Below are 16405 nucleotides of genomic sequence, written 5' to 3'. Positions count from 1 at the left end.
GACCTCCTCCAACACCTACTCGCCACCTGGACCGGCACCTGCCCAACCTGCCGACAAACCACCAGACAGCCCTACGACAGCAGCTAACAAAGCACTACTAGGCCACAGTGCCTTGACACACGACGCTGAGGGTGGCACCTCCACCTCGGTGCTGCTGGCCCGCTCCCGCCACGCATCGCCGGCGTATCGCTTAGCGGGGCCTGAGTCCGTCGACGACGACGTCCAGCATTCGGTTCAGCTGGGGGCGCTGCTCGGGTGCGCCGGCCACGGAGAGCAAACCGGCGAGGATGCCGCCTACCTCCACCGGGTGGATGTCGCTGCGCAGTTCTCCTGCTGCGGCGCCGGCCTCGAGCACCATCGCCAGGACCTGCTGGACCTCGTCGCAGACCGGTCCGGTGCCGAAGCGGCCGGAAGCGCTCATGGCGACCAGGGCCTCGCAGATGCCGCGTCGTTCACCGGCCCAGTCGGCGAATCGGAGCATCCACGCGTGGAGGGCCTGCGCCGGCGGCTTGGTAGCCAGCAGGGTGCGCGCATCTTCGCGCAAGGGCCGGATCTGGTCCCGGTAGACCTCTTCGACCAGATCCTCTCGGGTGGGGAAGTGCCGGTACAGGGTGGCGTTCCCCACTCCCGCGCGTTTGGCGATCGCGTCCAGCGAGATCGCGCGTCCGGACGCGAAGGCTTCGGCGGCCGTGGCGATCAGCTGCTCGCGGTTGCGCTGCGCGTCGGCGCGCAGGGTGCTGCGTGGAGGTGTCATGACCTTCGCGATCGTGAGTGTCGGATGAAGCTCGGGAACGATTCGGGGACATCCCCGGTTCAGTGTACGGTGAGGCAAACGGGGAGGTCCCCGATTGCGGGTGGTCTCACCCATCGCTTCAGCGACGAGAGGTTTGCCATGCCCACAGCCCTCATCACCGGGGGGACGACCGGGATCGGCGGAACGACGGCCGAGCTGCTGCACGCCCGCGGTCACCGGGTCGCGGTCACCGGACAGAATCCCGAGTCCCTCGCGCGGGCGCGCTCCGAGCTCCCCGGCGACGTACTCGTCGTCCGAGCCGACGGGCGCGTGCTCTCTGACACCGACGCCCTGATGTCGGCGGTGTCGGCGCGGTCCGGATCGCTGGACCTGCTCTTCCTGAACGCCGGGATCTTCGTCCGGCACCGGTTGCCGAGGTGACGGAGGAATCGTTCGACGAGCACGCCGACCTCAACTTCAAGGGCCAGTACTTCACCCTCCAAAAGGCCCTTCCCCTCATGAACGACGACGGCTCGGTCGTGCTGACCGTCGGCATCGGATCCCGGCGCGGCACCCCTGGCGCCACGGTGGAGGCGGCGACGCGCGACGCGCTGCTGGCCATGCTGCCCTCGCTCGCGCTCGAACTGGCCCCGCGCAGGATGCGCGTCAACGCCGTGAGCCCCGGGGCCACCGACACCCCGCTGCTCAACAAGCTGGGGGTGCCCGAGAGCGGCCGGGACGCCATGCGCTCGAAGATCCCCTTCGAGCGCTTCGGATCCAGCCAGGGGGTCGCGGAAGCAGTCGCCTTCCTCGCCTCACACGCCGCCGGCTACATCACCGGCCAGGACATCACCGTGGCCGGCGGCTACGGGCTCGGCGCCTGAAATCCGGGCGAGTCGAGCACCGATCCGCACCTCTCGAACGCCACGAACCGCACCTCACAGGAGAACACGATGGCACTCACTCTCGACACGTATCGGCTGCTGGGACGTTCCGGACTCCGGGTCTCACCGCTGGCGCTGGGCACGGCGACCTTCGGCACCGAGTGGGGCTGGGGCGCCGAGCGCGACGAGGCCCGCAAGCTCTTCGACCGCTACACCGAGCTCGGCGGCAACTTCTTCGACACCGCCAGCACCTACACCAACGGCAGCTCCGAGCGACTGCTCGGCGAATTCGCCCGCACCAACCGCGACAAGATGGTGCTGGCGACGAAGTACTCGACGCTGCGTCAGCCCGGTGACCCGAACTCCGGAGGCACCCACCGCAAGAGCATGCTGGCGTCGGTGGAAGCCAGCCTGCGGCAGCTGAACACCGGCTACATCGATCTGCTCTACGTGAACGTATGGGACTTCAGGACGCCGGTGGAGGAGATCCTGCGGGGCCTGGACGACCTGGTGAGGCAGGGCAAGGTGCTGTACGTGGCGATCTCCAGCGCCCCGGCCTGGCAGGTGTCGCGCATGCAGGCGATCGCCGACCTGCGCGGCTGGTCGCCACTGGTCGCACTGGAGACCGAGTACAGCCTGATCGGGCGCACCGCGGAGCGTGACCTGATCCCGATGGCACGCGAGATGGGACTCGGCGTGGTCCCCTTCTCCCCGTTGGGCGGCGGGGTGCTCACCGGCAAGTACAGCCGGGAGGACCAGAACCAGGCGGGCTCCGTCGCCGGCGAAACCGCCGGCAACCGCAAGAGCCTCAACGCCGCCCTGGGATGGGTCACCGACCGCAACCTTGCCATTGCCGACGCGGTGAAGGAGGTGGCCTCGGAGCTGGGCCGCACACCCGCCCAGGTCGCACTGGCCTGGACCCTGAACGCCCCGGGCGTGACGGCACCCATCATCGGCGCCCGCACCCTCGCGCAGCTGGAGGACAACCTGGGTGCCCTGCAGGTCGACCTCACTCCTTCCCAGCTGGCCCGCCTCGACGAGGTCAGCGCCATCGACCTCGGCAATCCACACGACCTGCTCGCCAGCGATCACATCCGCACGGTCACCACAGGCGACATGAAGATCGAAACCCTCGGCTGATTCGCTTCATGAACGGCGACATCCAGATATATCGACATGTTTTCGATGAGGGAACGGAGCAACCTCGGTATGGGTAAGTACAGCGACAAGAATGTGGTGATCACGGGTGGCAGCAGCGGCATGGGGCTCGCGCTGGCGGAGCTGCTGGTGCAAGGCGGAGCCCGCGTGGTGATCACCGGCCGTTCTCCGGCCAAGCTCGACGCGGCACGCGAGCGGCTCGGCGAGAATGCCGTGGCCGTCCGGGCGGATGTGGCCTCACTGTCCGACCTGGATATGCTCGCCGGCCGCGTAAAGAACGAGCTCGGCTCGATCGAGGCTTTGTTCGTCAACGCCGGCATCTCACCCCTCACGCCCCTCGAGTCGACGACCGAGGACGTGTACGACGAGCTGTTCGCGATCAACGTCAAGGGCGCCTTCTTCACCGTGCAGAAGCTCGCTCCACTGCTGAGCGCGAACGCCGGCATCGTCCTCACCACCTCGATCGCGAACGTCATCGGCATGGTGGACACCAGCGTCTATGCGGCCGGCAAGGCGGCGCTGCGCTCGATGGCCCGCGCCTTCTCCCGCGAGCTGCTTCCGCGGGGAATCCGTGTCAATGCGATCAGCCCGGGTCCCATCGACTCGGGGATTCTGGAAACGATGAATTTGTCCAAAGAGGCCGCTGACCAGTTCAGGGCGGAGCGGATCGCGAGCAACCCCATGAAGCGCTACGGCACCGTCGAAGAGTTCGCGAAGGCGGCCGCATTCCTCGCCTTCGATGCCACGTACACCACCGGCATCGAGCTGGCCGTGGACGGCGGCGAAACCCAGCTCTGAGCTCGTCTGCCGTTCCGCCACGGGCGTAAGGCCCGCTACCACGGCGGGTTCAGGGGGCGCTGCACTACGTGGTCGTGTCGATCAGGCCGCGAGCAGTTCATGCAGGCTCTCGGCTGGGGTTGCCCAGCCGAGCGCTTTGCGTGGGCGGCCATCGAGTTCGGCGGCGACGGCGTCAAGATGCTCGCACCAGGAGGTTGTGGCGCCGGGCGGGTGTCATCCGCTCCAGGTTCGCCGGGTACTCCTTCGACGCCAGCGCCGGCCACGCGTCCACCAGCTTCTCCGACACGTCCGCGAACAGGCCCGCGGGCAGCTCCAGCCACCGCACCCGCCCGCTGGAGCTTGTTCACCTCCGCCAGCAGGCTCTCCGGCCCCGGCGCCCCCGGATCGGTCTTCAACTCGGCGAAGTGCGATCCTCCGCCCACGCCTCCGCAGGCACCTTGCCCTGCTGGGCCACGTACTCCACCGAGGCGGTCGGCACCTCCTGGGCCGACACAGCGCTACATGTCCGTTCGCCGTACCTATACGAGAACAGGGCCAAGACCTTGAGGCAGATCGGACCGAGGGCGTCGCGCTGGCGCCGGGTCTTCTGCTCTTCAGTGCTGACTGCTTGTCAGTGCTGACGCGGACCAGGCCGATGAGCGCCACGGGTGCCCCTTTCTGTTCATCAAACGTCTTCAGGCGGCGGTGCCGGGGTGGCGGGCGGTCGGCGAATGGTCATCTATCCGAGTTGGCCGGGACGCGGCGGTTCTTGCAGTAGCGGTAGAGGTCGATGGCGAGAGCGACGGCGGCGTGAGTGGCGGGGTGGGGGTCCTGCCTGCGCCAGATGAAGTGGACGGGAACGGGATCGGTGTCGCGCAATGGACGGTAGGCGATGCCGTCGCGCCGGTACTGGGCTGCGGTGGCCTGGGGGGTGATGCCGACGCAGCGGCCGGTGGCGATGGCGGCGAGCCAGTCGTCGATGTCGTGGGTGTACTCGACGGCGGGCCGTTCGTCTTCGGGCCACAGGTCCAGGGTGGTGGTGCCGGTTCTGCGGTCGATGGCGAGGGTGCGGCCGGGGATCTCGCCCATGCGGATACTGCGGCGGCGGGCCCAGGGGTCGTCGGAGGCGAGAGCCACGTAGCGGTGCTCGTGGCCGACGAGGGCGTGTGACCAGGGCTTGAGGTCGAGAGGGGCGCGGATGACCGCGAGGTCGCAGAGGCCCTCGGCGAGCCCGCCGGTAGCGGAGTTGTGGCGGATGAGCCGGAGTTCGGTCTCGGGGTGGCTCTGGTGCCAGCGGCGCTGGAATTCGGTGGTGTGGCGGCCGAAAGCGGACCAGGCGTGGCCGATGTGCAGGCGGCTGTGGCCCGTGGAGGCTTCGGTGACGAGTTCCTCGGCACCGGACAGCAGCAGGCGGGCGCGGGCAAGAGCCTGTACGCCCGCGGTGGTGGGAGTGATCGTGCGGCTGGTGCGGTGCAGCAGGCGCACCCCGAGGATCCTTTCGAGGGCTAGCAGGTTCCGGGAGACGGCGGCCTGGGAGATGCCCAGCTCGATGCCGGCGTCCGTGAAGCTGCCGGTGTCGACGATGGCTACCAGGCACCGCAGGTGCTTCAGCTCCAGCGCAGCCGTCTCGTTCCGCGTCTCATCCATGCATCCAGCGTATAGCTGAGTGTGGGGATGCATTTTGCGTATACCGATGGTGCGCTCATCGTGGAGGCCATGAAGCTCGATTCCTCCCCTGTTGCATCACCCCGGGGCACTGCAGCTGACGGGTCCGGCTCTGCCCGGGGAACGGGGCGCGGGGCCGGGGTGGCGCTGATGCTGGGCAGCGGCCTGTCCAACCAGACGGGGGCCTCGATCGCGGCGCTGGCGTTCCCGGTCCTCGGGCCTGTCGGGGTGGTGGCGGTGCGCCAGTGGGTGGCGGCCGTGGTGCTCGGGGCGGTCGGTCGGCCGCGGCTGCGGCACTTCACCGCGGCGCAGTGGCGTCCCGTGCTGGGCCTGGCGCTGGTGTTCGCGGTGATGAACCTGTCCCTGTACGCGGCGATCGAGCGGATCGGGCTCGGGCTGGCCGTCACGCTGGAGTTCCTCGGCCCGCTGGCCGTGGCCCTGGCCGGCTCCCGGCGCCGTGTCGACCTGGTCGCCGCGGTGGCGGCTGCCGCAGCGGTGGTGGTCCTCACGCGCCCCACACCCTCCACCGACTACCTGGGCATCGGCCTGGCTCTGCTGGCCGCGGCATGCTGGGCCTGCTACATCCTGCTCAACCGAACCGTCGGGGCCCGCCTGCCCGGCCTGGAAGGCTCGGCCGCCGCGGCGGCCGTCTCCGGCGCCCTCTACCTGCCCGTCGGCGTGTGGGTGCTGTGGCACCACCCGCCCACGGCCACAGCGCTGGGTTGTGCGCTGGCCGCCGGGGTGCTCTCCTCCGCGGTGCCGTTCCTGGCCGATCTGCTGGCGCTGCGCCGCATCCAGGCACACTTCTTCGGCGTGTTCATGAGTGTGAACCCGGTCTTCGCAGCCCTGGCCGGCCTCACCCTCCTCGGACAGCAGCTCGATGCCCTCGCCTGGCTCGCCATTGCCATGATCGTCGGCGCGAACACCGTCGCCGTCTCCACCGCACACCGTCCCACCACCCACCGGAGTACGACGTGAAGGTCCTCATCGTCCACGCACACCCCGAGCCCGCTTCCTTCAACGCTGCCCTGAAGGACACGGCCGTGGCCACCCTCGCCGCACAGGGGTACGAGGTGAAGGTCAGCGACCTGTACGCGATGGGCTTCAAGGCGATCCCGGACGCCGACGACTTCACCGCGGCCCGCAAGGACCCCGACCGGCTCCGGATCGACATCGAACAGGAGCACCAGCACGAGACCGGCACCTTCCCGCCCGACGTGGCCACCGAGCAGGCCAAGGTGGAGTGGTGCGACCTGATGATCTTTCAGTTCCCGATCTGGTGGTTCTCCATGCCCGCCATCCTCAAAGGCTGGGTTGAGCGCGTCATGGCCCGCGGCTTCGCCTACGGCGGCGGACGCAAACACGCCAGAGGCGTTTTCCTCGGCCGCAAGGCCATGGTCTGTTGCACCACCGGTACCTCCGCCGACACCTACGCCCCCGACGGCATCGAAGGCGACATCCTGCATCTGCTCTGGCCGGTCAACAACGGAATCTTCCACTACATGGGCTTCACACCTCTGCCCCCTTTCACCGCCTTCGCGCCCCGCCTGACCACCGAGCAGGAACGCAAAGAGTGTCTCGACGCCTACGCCGAGCGTTTGCGCACCATCGAGACCACCGTCCCCCTCTTCATGCACCCTCGCGAGGACTACGGACCCGACCAGCGGCTCCTGCCCACCGTCGAAGCCCGCAGCGGCTTCCAGTGGAACCCCCGCGCCGGCCGGACCCACGCGGAAGCGGCCACCGGTCACTCCGGCCTCATGCACCGCACCCCCGCCCAGGACCGGTGACCTGCGCCGTCCTCCTCGACGCCGTCATCGTCGCCGTCGCCCGTGGCCGAGTCGCGCAGCGGTCACAGGCCACCGCCCGGCGGGAGGGCGGAGCGGAACCCGCAGCAGCAGGGTGTCGGCGTCGGGGAAGGGCGCTGCCGCCACGTCGGCCAGGGCGGCGGGGGCTCATTCGGCGGGCCGTTCACAGCCCGCCGCGAGTACGAGAACCGCGTCAACGCACTCCCGGCTGCCAGCCTGCGTTGAGGTTGAGCGGACCGAGCACCACCCCGCCAAGATCAAGTACTGGCGGCTCTTGGGCTTACCTCGGCGCTACCCCTCCTACACCGGCCGCAGAAGATGTCAGGCGGCGAACACCTGGGAGTCGTCGGCGAACGCCTTGAACTCCAGGGCATTGCGGGCCGGGTCGAGCAGGAACATCGTCCACTGCTCCAGCGCCCCGCTGCGCGGGGATGCCGGATCGGTGGGGCGCGTAGATCACGGGGGCTCCGGCTCGGCCGGAGCCCCCGGTCTTCGAGCCGTAAAGCCGACTCAGTACGTTACCGGCCTCAGGCTGTACGTCGCGTTGACCGGCGAGTAGAGCCAGCAGTCACCGTAGCCCTTGACCGAGAACCACACCGTCGCGGGCGTCCTGTACGTCCTGGGCCAGGGATTCGGCGTCGTGTAGCAGTCGACTTTGCCCCCGGCCGAGCTGATGCTCGCCGCATACGCGATGTCGTACCACCCCCACCCCCACAGCACCTTCTTCCACTTGCCGGCCTGCAATGTTCCCGTGAGGCCCGGGTCCGCGAGCGGCGCCACCTGCACATGAGAAGCGCGCGCGCCCGCCTGAGCGGGCAGCGCCGAAGCCGTGCCGGTCGAGGCGAAGGTCAGCCCCGTCAGAGCCACTGCGGCAATGGCCCTGGCCAATCGCTTGGTACTCCCCATGACACCCCCTGGGATAGGCGAGGAGATGCCCGTCGCATTTCCTCACCAGCGGAACTCGGTAAGACCCGAGGCGCTACGACAGTTGCAGCACTTTCGCTTCCTCGAAAGGGGACAGGCAAGAGGTAACGTTTTAGCGCTGCAAGGTCAGGATGAATGCAGCTGATGCGTCGGTCCGTTGAGAAGGGTCGAGAAGTCCACCGTCCTTGCGTCCCTGGGCCTGCCCGAGGGCGCGGGCGAACACCTGGCGGCGCGGGCCGCGCCTCTGGACGGTACCTGCCGGGAGGTCTCGGGCCGCCTGCCGGAGAACGCGTAGATCTCTTTCGACGATGGCGGCCGCCTGCACTTCGCCGCGCTGGAACCGGAGCCGGAACCGGCCTCCCTGCTCGGTCTGCGGGCTGCGGTGAACGCGATGCTGTCCCGCGTCGACCTTCCGGAGGTGCTGCTGGAGGTGTTCTCCTGGACCGGTGCCGACCAGGCGTTCACCTCGGTCACCGGCGGCGAGGCCCGGCTCAAGGACCTCCCCGTCACCGTCGCGGCGCTCTGGTGGCCCATGGCTGCAACGCCGGCTAAACCCCCCTCATCAGCGGGGTTGACGCGCTGACGTATGGGCGTCGTACGAATGGTGCCAGTGCTGTACTCGCCGGAGATCGCGACTGCGCCGATGGCACCGAGGGTGACCATCATGACCATGGCGGCATTCGCTGTGAACGCCTCCTGCAGCGGAATTCCGGCGCGGACGTAGTCGGCCTGGTCCGCCGCGCTCCGCTCTGGCCAGTAGTTGTCGGCCGACCATCGCGCTCACCGGCCAGCCATGGCGCTCAGTCGCAGCTGCTGTCCCGTCGCACCGAAGGTCGAGCGATCTCGCCGAGGGCACGCTCGCCACGCAGGCCCGCACGTTGCGGGTTATCCACCTCGTGGGCCTGTTCAGATGCAGATCAGCCTGTTCAGATGCAGATCACGATCTTTCCTCGGGTGCGTCCGCGCTCGGCGTGCGCGTGGGCGTCGGCGATCCGCTCCAGGGGGTAGGCCTGTTCGATGTGAGGTGTGTAGCGGCCTTGCCCGCCCAGTTCCGCCGCCGCGGACAGGAGAGCGGAGTCGTTCACCGCGTTGGCCACATGCGTGCCCAGGCGGTGCCCGCCCGCGTGGTCGGCGACCGTCGCGACGCGCCTCGGGTCGCCCGCGATCGCGACGAGGTCGTCCAGCGAACCGGAGGCCGCGGTGTCGAGCACGATGTCGACGCCGTGCGGAGCGAGGGTGGTGAGGCGCTGGGCGAGGCCGGGGCCGTAGGTGGTGGGAACGGCGCCGAGAGAGGTGAGGAACTCGTGGTTGCGTTCACTGGCTGTCCCGATCACGGTGCCGACACCTAGCGCCACGGCGATCTCGACTGCCGCGCTGCCCACGCCTCCGGCGGCGCCCTCGACGAGGAGGGTGCGCCCCGCGAGGGGGCCGAGCGCGTCGAGCCCACACATCGCGGTCACGGACGCGAGACCGGCGCCCGCGGCCTGCTCGTCGTTCCACGAGGCCGGGGTGTGCGCCCAGGCCGAAAGGATGAGCAGCTCCGCGGTCGCGCCGGTGACGCCGCCCAGCCCGAAGACGCGGTCACCGGTGCTCACCCCCTGCACCCCGTCGCCGATCTCGTCGACGACACCGGCGGCGTCGCGCCCGGGAATGGCGGGCAGCTCCAGGGGGAGCAGCTGGTGCAGGGCGCCGGCGCGCAGCTTCCAGTCGATGGGATTGACGCTGGCCGCCGCGACGCGGACGCGGATCTCACCGGGTCCGGGGTGGGGGTCGGGGGCCTGCTCGATCACCAGACTCTCCGCTCCGCCGTATGCGTGGAACCGGGCTGCGCGCATAGTGGTCTGCCTTACTTTGACGGGCCGGAATGACGTGTTCATCCGACGCCCGTCACTCTAGAACCTGACGTTGACGTGAGGTGCAAGCCCCAACTGCCGCCCGGCCGGAGGAGGGCAGGCGCGGATGGGCGAGGTTGCCGAGCAGGCGGGGGTGAGAGTGGGGGCCTGCGCCCCTACGAGGGGTCACGCCGCCCGTCACGGTCGACACCCGTGCGCCCTCGGGCGGGCTCGGCGATCCCGGTACGACGCGAGGGCTGCCGTGCGTACGTGAACCGCGTGAACGGCCTCGGGTCCACCACCGGGTCGTGATCAATCTTGGCGCCGCCAACGCGGTTCGATCGGCCCCCAGGGCTGCCCCCGGAGCCGGTATTGCTAGCCTGAACATGACATCAACGTGAGGTATGAGCGGGAAGGGAGCGATCTGGTCATGCGCATCGGACAGCTCGCCAGGCGGTCAGGGGTCAGCGTGCGGGCCCTGCGCTACTACGAGGAACAGCGGCTCCTGGACTCGGCGCGGACGTCCGGTGGCCAGCGCGACTATCCCGACGAAGCCCTGGAGCGGGTCCAGCTCATCCAGGACCTCTTCGCGGCCGGCCTCTCCAGCCGTACCGTCGTCGAACTCCTGCCGTGCGTGAGCACCGGCGTCGCGACCCCCGCCATGCTCGACCAGCTCATCATCGAACGCGACCGCATCGCCGCACGCATCCAGGACCTGACTCGGGCCCAGACCAAACTCGGCCGCGTGATCGAGAATGTGACCGCGGCGAAGGCGACGCAGGACTGATCAACCCGTCGCGAGGGGCGCGGCCCCGACCCATCCGGCATCTACCGGGCGACATCGTGCACGCGAAGAGACCCTCACCCACGGGCCCCATCCGCTCCACCTCGCCCAGGTGTTCGGGCTAGACGAGTAGACCGCAATGCGTTATGCAGACTCCCCGCGGGCCCTGCTGGAGCAATCTGCCGAGCAGAAGCACCAGTGAAACCTGGTCGACCGGGACCCGAGAGGGAAGCGAACATGGGCAGATGCCGTCGACCGAAGCAGCAGCCATCGAACTCCAGGACCGCGCCACTCTCTGGAGCGTGGGCGAGATCCCGGCCGGCGATGTCGTCAGCGCGGCCTGTGACGCGCTCGTCGCCGGCCTGGACAGCCCCGGACTTCGGGTGCTGGCAGCCTGTACACGCGCCGAGGCGGACTACGACGTGCACGACCTGCTCCCCGAAGCGCTCGATGATCTCGGCCTCGTTCTCTATCCGGCCGCCGACGAGGCCGGCCAAGAAGCCGTCGCGCGAGCGCTCGCACGACGCATGCTGGCCGGCGAGCTGAAACCCTGGGAGCTCACCTTCCGGATCAACCAGCGTTACGGGCATGAACTGCCCCTGACAGCACGGCTCGCCGCTCTCGATGACGAGTACGCCTTCCTCGAATACGGCAGCGACGAAGCAGTGGCTCGGATCGATGCTGAGGTCATAGCCGAAGCCCGCCGCCTCGCCGCAGTCCACCCCCGCGTTCCCGCCGAACCCACGGAAGTCCCCACCTGATGCACACGTGATGCACACGGACCGGCCCCGGGTTCCCACTGGACAAGCTTCAGCTTCCCTGAACCCACGGGGCCCACAGGTGTGAGTCGTTACGGTACGGAAAGTGCCGCTGAGATTGATCATGGTTTGGCTGGCGTCGGGGTGAGCGGGTCGTCCGGCCGCCGGATGCGGACTCGGTGAGGTGGCAGGAACTCGTCGGCGTCCTGGAGGTCCGCGAAGTCGGCGCGGGCCGCCGCGGCGACTTCGCGGTACGCCTCCCTCTTCTCGTGCTCGGCGAGCAAGCGCGCAGTAGATGCTCGCGACGCTGGGGGCCTGCCCCCGGCCGGGTCTCAGACGATGAGGTGCTGCGAGGTGCCGGAGTCGTCGGCCGTCGCCTCGGGGGTGATGCCGTGCTGCTCTTCTTCGGGGCGGCCCTTCTTGGGCAGCAGGAAGGTGATCGCGATGAAAGCGACCAGCAGACACGCCTGGACGATCAGCGCGCGGTGGAAGCCGCCGGTGAAGTCACCGGTCTTGGCCTGGGCGAAGAACACCGAACCGAAGACCGCGACGCCGATGGAGCCGCCGACGGCCTGGACTGCCGACAGGACACCGGAGGCGGAGCCGATCTCGTCGTCGTCCACCGCGGCCAGGATGAAGCTGAACAGGGCGGCGATCACCATGCCGGGCGCCGACGCCCGCCACCGTCGTGCCGGGGACGATGTCCCAGGTCCAGAACGAGGCGGCGTCAAGGCCGTCGAGCTCGAACCACACCCATCCGTACTGGGCTACGCCGGGCCGCTCCCGGGCGGCCGGCGCCGAGCTGCGCGGCTCCCACCCGTACTGGGGTGACGGGGACCCGGGCCGGGTAGGGCGTACGCGGCTGTGGCGGACTGTCCAGGACGCGCCGGGTGGCGAGCCGGGTGGCGAGCCGGAGGGCGTCGTGCGGCTGGTCGGCGGGACGGTCGTGGTCGAGCCGGAGAAGGGTGGTCGTGGTGGGTGAGCTGGAGGCGCGGCTGGAGAGCTGGCGGGCCGTGGCGGCGTGGCTGGCCTGGCAGCAGCGGCAGGCCGCGCAGACCATCGCCGCCCTGGAGGCCGAGCTCGCCGAGGTCCAGGCCCGGCGGCCGCCTCCCCCGCCGCCGGAGTGGAAGGTCGAGGGAATCCGGACCGGCAGCGGAGTGAAGGGGCTCCGGGTCCACGCCGGGGACTGCAGCATGGGCCGCGGGAAGCCCACAGACGCCGAGCAGGTGCGCCGGATGCTCGCCGAGGGGATCGAGCCCTGCCCGTACTGCAGCCCCGACAACATGCTCGGCGTCACCGGGTAAAGCGCCGGGCCGGGGAGGAGGCGGGATTCGGCAGCGGCACGGCGGATCAGCGGATGGAGCGTGCCCGCGAAGGGGTGGAGCCGCGGTGCCCCCGGGCCGTGTCCCGGGGCACCGTACGGTGCGTCAACGGGGCGCCGACAAGGCGTGCTTCAGCGGTCGAGGGAGGATCGGAACGGCCTTGGGCCGGCGGCGGTACCGGTAACGCGTCCTGTGCCCGGCGCCCGCCCGCGGCGTCTGAAGGAGACCTTGCAGAATTTTCTTGCAGCCCGACCGAACATCCGGGGCTCTCGTCGGCACGTGCACAGCAAGCTGGTCAACCGGACTGGCCGAAGTGCTCGGAGGAGCCCGTACTCAACAACAAGTCCCCGGGATCTCCCCGTCGTGCCGGGCCCGCGACGAGCGGGGCGCTTCCGGGTGACGCCCGCCGGTACCTGGTGGCGGCGGCCGCCGTAGGCCTGCCCGCTGCGGCTCCCGGGCGGGCGGAGGGGGTCTGCCCGTCCGGGACGCCGGGGGCGGGTCAGACGCAAATGCTGCCGGCGCAGATGCCGATGTTGACGGGCAGGACGGTGATGCCGAACTTGGTCAGGTACGTGGTGATCGCGGCGGTCTCCAGCTTCAGGAGCTGGCAGGGCCACACCTCCACGGCTCCGTTCCTTCGCCGTCCCGCAGTTCCGGCAGACGAGACGTCTTGGTGCAAAGAGGTACGGATCGTGCCCCCCGGCCGGCTCCGGTCCTGCCACGACGTGAGCGATCCACGGCGACGGGGGCGTTGACGTTGTTGTCGGCGACGCTGGCCAGGGTCACTTGGAGGTCGTTGATCTGGGTGCCGTTGAGGCCGTTGAGGTCTCCGGTGTTCACGGTGGTGCCGTTGAGCACGGTGTTCACCGTGATCAGACCGGAGCAGTTGACGGTGTGGCCGGCGCCGCTGCCCACGTTGGAGCAGGAGTAGGGGTGCGTGGTGGTGGTCTGCTGGGCTGCTGCCGGTGCGACGGCCGCACCGGCCAGGGCCGCGGCGAGAGCGGTCGCGGTCGCGAAACGGGCAAGCTTCACAGTCGTCTCCTTCACCATGGCCCACCGGGCCCGGACGGGCTGGAGTGGACGGGGGAACCACGTCCGGAAAAGGGACAGACCCGGTTCGGCAGCCGGGCGAAGGGGAGCAGCAGATTCTGGAACTGGCGCCGCTCACCGGCTGAGCTTGCTCTTCACTCCTCGACATCGAGTCGAGACCGCGGCCGCCTGCCGGCGGGCCGTCACGGTGACCAGGGAAAACAAGCCGTTCCCCTGTACGCATGCGTGATGTCCACATCAACGTGGACATGCCGTGCCCCGCGGCTCCCCGGGCGACGCATGACCGCCACCCAGAGCGAAGAGGGTCAGTCCCGGCTGGAAAGAGGCGTCCGCAGTTCCACGCGAAGCCGGATCGAAGTGTCGATGGGCAGTCCAAGGCCGGCGAGCCGCAGGTCCTTCGAGTGTGTCGCGATGAGGTCGAGATCCCGCAGCTGCCGCTGGAGCTCGGCAACGGTTGCCTCGTCGAGGTCGGGTACTTCCTCTTCCTGCTCGGCAAGGTGCTCAAGGTGCTCGTCCACAGCGTCCACGGCCCGTCGGCTCGCCCAGACCGCGAAGTCACAACACTCGAACAGGTAGGCGTGCGCGGCATACAGCGTCGTGGCCGCCGCGTTCTCGTCCGCATCGTCGGGGCCGTCCTGGCCATCGTTGTGGCAGTACTCGCTGAGCATGTACTCGGCCACACCCCGCTTCACCGCGGTGAAAGCTGTCGAGTCCCCGAGGGAACCCTCCCATACGGCGTTCAGCAGGGGTCGCAGGCTCATCGTGAACGGCGCCCGATCCCCTTCGGGTAGTGCTTCATGCCAGCTCATGAGCCGCTCAGCCGTTCCAGCGGCGAACACTCCGCGCTCCCTCGACGACATGGCCGCCAGGCGATCCTCCACCGCCGCCGACAACTCCTGCCACGCGTCCAGAACCGAGCCCCCCGAGTCGAGATTTCGGCGAGCGCACACCCGCCTCGGGGATCATCGCACCAACCCCTCACACGCTTGAAGGCCGGCCACCAACCGGCTCTCGCAGCAAAGAGGTGGGTCCGTCCGCACCGCGCCTGTCAGGGACACGGACCGGCAGGGCCCAGACCGCCGACCTACTGGCCCCACGTCCTGCGCTAAGTCACCGCATCACCCAGGGCGGACGGACTTCGGAGCGGCGAGGCCGGGGAATGCCGAGGTCCGCCACCCGCCCGGGGGAGCCCATGGTGCTGGTCACGGACGCGTGTCCGTGACCAGCACCGTAAGGGCGAAGGGCGACAGAACCTCCGGTCAGAGTTTCGCGAGGGCGCCGGCGAGGGACTCGGGCGGGAACGCCATCTCGCTGGCCTCCAGCAGCCGTCGGAGCGAGGGGAACTCGTAACTCCTGTAGCCGCTGATCACGATCTCCGCGTTGCGGAGGACCTTCATCGCGGACTCCACGGAGGCGATGCTCAGGCCGAGGGCCTCCGCGAGTTCACTCTGGGAGGGGCCCTCGAGCCTGAAGTCGAACTTCTTACCCGGCACCGCACAGTGCATGACGAGGTGACCCAGCAGACCGGCGAGGCGCTCCACGGCCTTGAGGTTGTGCCGGTTGTAGATCCGCTCGGTGGCCTCGATGCGGTCGGTGACCGATATGCCAATGGCCTTCATCAGGGCCGGGGCGGTCTCGGCCATCGTGCGCATCCGCTCCATCGGCATGCGGATGGTCCAGGTGTCGTTCAGGCAGATCGCGGTCGGGGTCGCCATCTTCTCGTCGAAGAACTCCATGCAGCCGAGGACCGCGCCGGCGCCCAGGATGCGCAACGTGGTGGAGGCGCCGACCTGGGTGCGCTCTGCGACGCAGCCACGCAGGACTACGTACACGTCGGTGCCGCCCTCCGGCCCGCGCAGCTCGCTGTGTCGAGGGTGCTGCCTGAACTTGGCCGGCTCGGTCGGCTCCCTCTCCTGGAAGCTGGCGCGGAGCTCGGCGGGCAGCTCACGCATGAAGGGGTTGCGCTCGAACGCGGTGTTGAGCTGGAAGGGCTCCTTGTCGCGGTCGATCTGGCCGGTGCTGATGTCGATCTCGTAGAAACGGGACCCGACCTGGAGGGGCTCGTTCCGCTTCCAGAACGCCATCACTTCACCCCCGGACCGGGGCTGGGGCCTGCGGGGACCGTCACCGCAGGCTGGGCCGGCTGGAGGGCTTCGAACGTCTTGGGGAGCACGATCACAAGTCCGATGATCGCCACAAGCACTGTGGCGATGCGAGCGGGGGTGGACTTGAGCGTGCGCACGGTGTAGGCGATGGTGGCCGCCATGATCGCGACGATCAGAACAGCCGCAAGAAGGAACGTCATGATTCCTGTGCTTTCGTCGAAGAACGAGATCGGGTCTGGCGCCGTGCAGTTGTTCTTCTGGCGAAGGCCGACCGGATTGGTGGGTCCGGTCAACTCCCCGCCCCCCGAGTGCTATCGAGCTGTTCGGGGGAATCGACGATATCCCACGGATGGACGCAGCCCGCCACCCGAACGAGTGGGTGAAGCTCTTCGGGATCACATCGGGTTCTCTGGGGGCAATTCCTTGATCACGTAGGCATTTGCGGCTCTACTCTGGAGTAACCGCCGTTTTCGAGGATCTCGCGCCCTACATTGAGGGCGCTGACGTTGGAACTTTGATCGGGTCTGGCGCAGCAGTCGGGCATCAGCCCCGGGGGGTGGTGCCCTCGGGGCCGCCCGACGCTTGACGTACGAGCCTCTCCGGGA

At 69.0% G+C, this 16405-nt stretch carries 19 protein-coding genes and 3 pseudogenes; 10 read left to right on the top strand and 12 right to left on the bottom strand.

The genetic code is table 11. The features are described from left to right. Positions 1-190: 190 nt before the first annotated feature. On the bottom strand, positions 191-754 hold the full coding sequence (locus ACFWU6_RS00285) for a TetR/AcrR family transcriptional regulator (RefSeq protein ID WP_383804137.1): 564 nt from the start codon (positions 752-754) through the stop codon (positions 191-193). Between the two features lie 24 nt (positions 755-778). Between ACFWU6_RS00285 and ACFWU6_RS00280 the strand changes: the two are divergent. The 3 genes and pseudogenes from ACFWU6_RS00280 (at position 779) to ACFWU6_RS00270 (ending at position 3573) form a co-directional block, all read left to right on the top strand. Continuing rightward, positions 779-1617, top strand: a pseudogene (locus ACFWU6_RS00280) (SDR family oxidoreductase). A gap of 69 nt (positions 1618-1686) precedes the next feature. Continuing rightward, on the top strand, positions 1687-2757 hold the full coding sequence (locus tag ACFWU6_RS00275) for an aldo/keto reductase (RefSeq protein ID WP_383804135.1): 1071 nt from the start codon (positions 1687-1689) through the stop codon (positions 2755-2757). A 69-nt stretch (positions 2758-2826) separates the two neighbouring features. After that, positions 2827-3573 carry an SDR family oxidoreductase gene (locus ACFWU6_RS00270; protein WP_383804133.1) on the top strand — a complete coding sequence of 249 codons (747 nt, stop codon included), beginning with the start codon at positions 2827-2829 and terminating at the stop codon, positions 3571-3573. 172 nt (positions 3574-3745) lie between these two features. On the opposite strand, the gene ACFWU6_RS00265 is transcribed toward ACFWU6_RS00270, so the two are convergent. Together ACFWU6_RS00265 and ACFWU6_RS00260 are read right to left on the bottom strand one after the other, a co-directional pair. Next, positions 3746-3898 carry a hypothetical protein gene (locus tag ACFWU6_RS00265; protein ID WP_383804131.1) on the bottom strand — a complete coding sequence of 51 codons (153 nt, stop codon included), beginning with the start codon at positions 3896-3898 and terminating at the stop codon, positions 3746-3748. A gap of 389 nt (positions 3899-4287) precedes the next feature. Then, positions 4288-5199, bottom strand: coding sequence for a LysR family transcriptional regulator (locus ACFWU6_RS00260; RefSeq protein ID WP_383976976.1), 912 nt, complete (start codon positions 5197-5199; stop codon positions 4288-4290). A gap of 168 nt (positions 5200-5367) precedes the next feature. On the opposite strand from ACFWU6_RS00260, the gene ACFWU6_RS00255 reads away from it, so the two are divergent. Then, entirely contained in the window at positions 5368-6195 is an 828-nt protein-coding gene (locus ACFWU6_RS00255; RefSeq protein WP_383804158.1) for a DMT family transporter, read from the top strand. Beyond that, entirely contained in the window at positions 6192-7007 is an 816-nt protein-coding gene (locus ACFWU6_RS00250; protein ID WP_383804128.1) for an NAD(P)H-dependent oxidoreductase, read from the top strand. Before ACFWU6_RS00255 ends, ACFWU6_RS00250 begins: the two co-directional genes overlap by 4 nt. 528 nt (positions 7008-7535) lie before the next feature. Here the strand turns inward: ACFWU6_RS00250 and ACFWU6_RS00245 are convergent. After that, positions 7536-7931, bottom strand: a complete 396-nt coding sequence (locus tag ACFWU6_RS00245; protein WP_383804126.1) for a hypothetical protein — start codon at positions 7929-7931, stop codon at positions 7536-7538. A gap of 190 nt (positions 7932-8121) precedes the next feature. Here ACFWU6_RS00245 and ACFWU6_RS00240 point away from each other — a divergent pair. Beyond that, a pseudogene (locus ACFWU6_RS00240) lies at positions 8122-8498 on the top strand (Tn3 family transposase); the annotation flags it as partial. Between the two features lie 377 nt (positions 8499-8875). Here the strand turns inward: ACFWU6_RS00240 and ACFWU6_RS00235 are convergent. Then, complete coding sequence (locus ACFWU6_RS00235; RefSeq protein WP_383976972.1) at positions 8876-9784, bottom strand: NADP-dependent oxidoreductase; 909 nt, start codon at positions 9782-9784, stop codon at positions 8876-8878. Between the two features lie 427 nt (positions 9785-10211). Here ACFWU6_RS00235 and ACFWU6_RS00230 point away from each other — a divergent pair, with 427 nt between their 5' ends. Together ACFWU6_RS00230 and ACFWU6_RS00225 are read left to right on the top strand one after the other, a co-directional pair. Beyond that, a complete protein-coding gene (locus ACFWU6_RS00230; protein ID WP_383976969.1) occupies positions 10212-10568 on the top strand; it encodes a MerR family transcriptional regulator in 357 nt (118 codons plus the stop codon). A 242-nt stretch (positions 10569-10810) separates the two neighbouring features. Further along, the gene (locus ACFWU6_RS00225) at positions 10811-11326 is read left to right on the top strand and encodes a hypothetical protein (protein ID WP_383976966.1); all 516 of its coding nucleotides are present in this window, start codon (positions 10811-10813) and stop codon (positions 11324-11326) included. 119 nt (positions 11327-11445) lie between these two features. Here ACFWU6_RS00225 and ACFWU6_RS00220 read toward each other — a convergent pair whose 3' ends face one another. Both ACFWU6_RS00220 and ACFWU6_RS00215 read right to left on the bottom strand, forming a co-directional pair. Then, positions 11446-11607, bottom strand: coding sequence for a hypothetical protein (locus ACFWU6_RS00220; protein WP_383976963.1), 162 nt, complete (start codon positions 11605-11607; stop codon positions 11446-11448). A gap of 48 nt (positions 11608-11655) precedes the next feature. Next, positions 11656-12076 (bottom strand): annotated as a pseudogene (locus ACFWU6_RS00215) (MFS transporter); the annotation flags it as partial. On the opposite strand from ACFWU6_RS00215, the gene ACFWU6_RS00210 reads away from it, so the two are divergent. After that, complete coding sequence (locus tag ACFWU6_RS00210) at positions 12024-12305, top strand: hypothetical protein (RefSeq protein ID WP_383977269.1); 282 nt, start codon at positions 12024-12026, stop codon at positions 12303-12305. The pseudogene ACFWU6_RS00215 and the gene ACFWU6_RS00210 overlap by 53 nt on opposite strands. Further along, the gene (locus ACFWU6_RS00205) at positions 12298-12627 is read left to right on the top strand and encodes a DUF6233 domain-containing protein (RefSeq protein WP_383976960.1); all 330 of its coding nucleotides are present in this window, start codon (positions 12298-12300) and stop codon (positions 12625-12627) included. Before ACFWU6_RS00210 ends, ACFWU6_RS00205 begins: the two co-directional genes overlap by 8 nt. Positions 12628-13144: 517 nt before the next feature. On the opposite strand, the gene ACFWU6_RS00200 is transcribed toward ACFWU6_RS00205, so the two are convergent. The 5 genes from ACFWU6_RS00200 to ACFWU6_RS00180 all read right to left on the bottom strand — a co-directional run bounded on the left by ACFWU6_RS00200 (position 13145) and on the right by ACFWU6_RS00180 (position 16093). Next, on the bottom strand, positions 13145-13270 hold the full coding sequence (locus ACFWU6_RS00200; protein ID WP_383976958.1) for a hypothetical protein: 126 nt from the start codon (positions 13268-13270) through the stop codon (positions 13145-13147). Beyond that, complete coding sequence (locus tag ACFWU6_RS00195; RefSeq protein WP_383976955.1) at positions 13243-13677, bottom strand: hypothetical protein; 435 nt, start codon at positions 13675-13677, stop codon at positions 13243-13245. Before ACFWU6_RS00195 ends, ACFWU6_RS00200 begins: the two co-directional genes overlap by 28 nt. A 323-nt stretch (positions 13678-14000) precedes the next feature. After that, positions 14001-14576, bottom strand: a complete 576-nt coding sequence (locus tag ACFWU6_RS00190) for a hypothetical protein (protein WP_383976952.1) — start codon at positions 14574-14576, stop codon at positions 14001-14003. A gap of 378 nt (positions 14577-14954) precedes the next feature. Continuing rightward, a complete protein-coding gene (locus ACFWU6_RS00185) occupies positions 14955-15779 on the bottom strand; it encodes a Crp/Fnr family transcriptional regulator (RefSeq protein WP_383976949.1) in 825 nt (274 codons plus the stop codon). Continuing rightward, the gene (locus ACFWU6_RS00180) at positions 15779-16093 is read right to left on the bottom strand and encodes a hypothetical protein (RefSeq protein ID WP_383976947.1); all 315 of its coding nucleotides are present in this window, start codon (positions 16091-16093) and stop codon (positions 15779-15781) included. The genes ACFWU6_RS00185 and ACFWU6_RS00180 overlap by 1 nt, the downstream gene beginning before the upstream one ends. Between the last annotated feature and the right edge of the window lie 312 nt (positions 16094-16405).

Source organism: Streptomyces sp. NPDC058674, from assembly GCF_042716505.1.
Lineage (GTDB): Bacteria > Actinomycetota > Actinomycetes > Streptomycetales > Streptomycetaceae > Streptomyces.
This window is presented reverse-complemented; position numbering and strand designations above follow the sequence as displayed.

Excerpts from the sequence above, each read along its gene's own strand:
- ACFWU6_RS00255 (WP_383804158.1), top strand. The coding sequence starts at position 5,368 with ATGCTGGGCAGCGGCCTGTCCAACCAGACGGGGGCCTCGATCGCGGCG.
- ACFWU6_RS00235 (WP_383976972.1), bottom strand. The coding sequence starts at position 9,784 with ATGCGCGCAGCCCGGTTCCACGCATACGGCGGAGCGGAGAGTCTGGTG.
- ACFWU6_RS00210 (WP_383977269.1), top strand. The coding sequence starts at position 12,024 with ATGTCCCAGGTCCAGAACGAGGCGGCGTCAAGGCCGTCGAGCTCGAAC.
- ACFWU6_RS00270 (WP_383804133.1), top strand. The coding sequence starts at position 2,827 with ATGGGTAAGTACAGCGACAAGAATGTGGTGATCACGGGTGGCAGCAGC.
- ACFWU6_RS00260 (WP_383976976.1), bottom strand. The coding sequence starts at position 5,199 with ATGGATGAGACGCGGAACGAGACGGCTGCGCTGGAGCTGAAGCACCTG.
- ACFWU6_RS00225 (WP_383976966.1), top strand. The coding sequence starts at position 10,811 with ATGCCGTCGACCGAAGCAGCAGCCATCGAACTCCAGGACCGCGCCACT.
- ACFWU6_RS00230 (WP_383976969.1), top strand. The coding sequence starts at position 10,212 with ATGCGCATCGGACAGCTCGCCAGGCGGTCAGGGGTCAGCGTGCGGGCC.
- ACFWU6_RS00275 (WP_383804135.1), top strand. The coding sequence starts at position 1,687 with ATGGCACTCACTCTCGACACGTATCGGCTGCTGGGACGTTCCGGACTC.
- ACFWU6_RS00245 (WP_383804126.1), bottom strand. The coding sequence starts at position 7,931 with ATGGGGAGTACCAAGCGATTGGCCAGGGCCATTGCCGCAGTGGCTCTG.
- ACFWU6_RS00285 (WP_383804137.1), bottom strand. The coding sequence starts at position 754 with ATGACACCTCCACGCAGCACCCTGCGCGCCGACGCGCAGCGCAACCGC.
- ACFWU6_RS00185 (WP_383976949.1), bottom strand. The coding sequence starts at position 15,779 with ATGGCGTTCTGGAAGCGGAACGAGCCCCTCCAGGTCGGGTCCCGTTTC.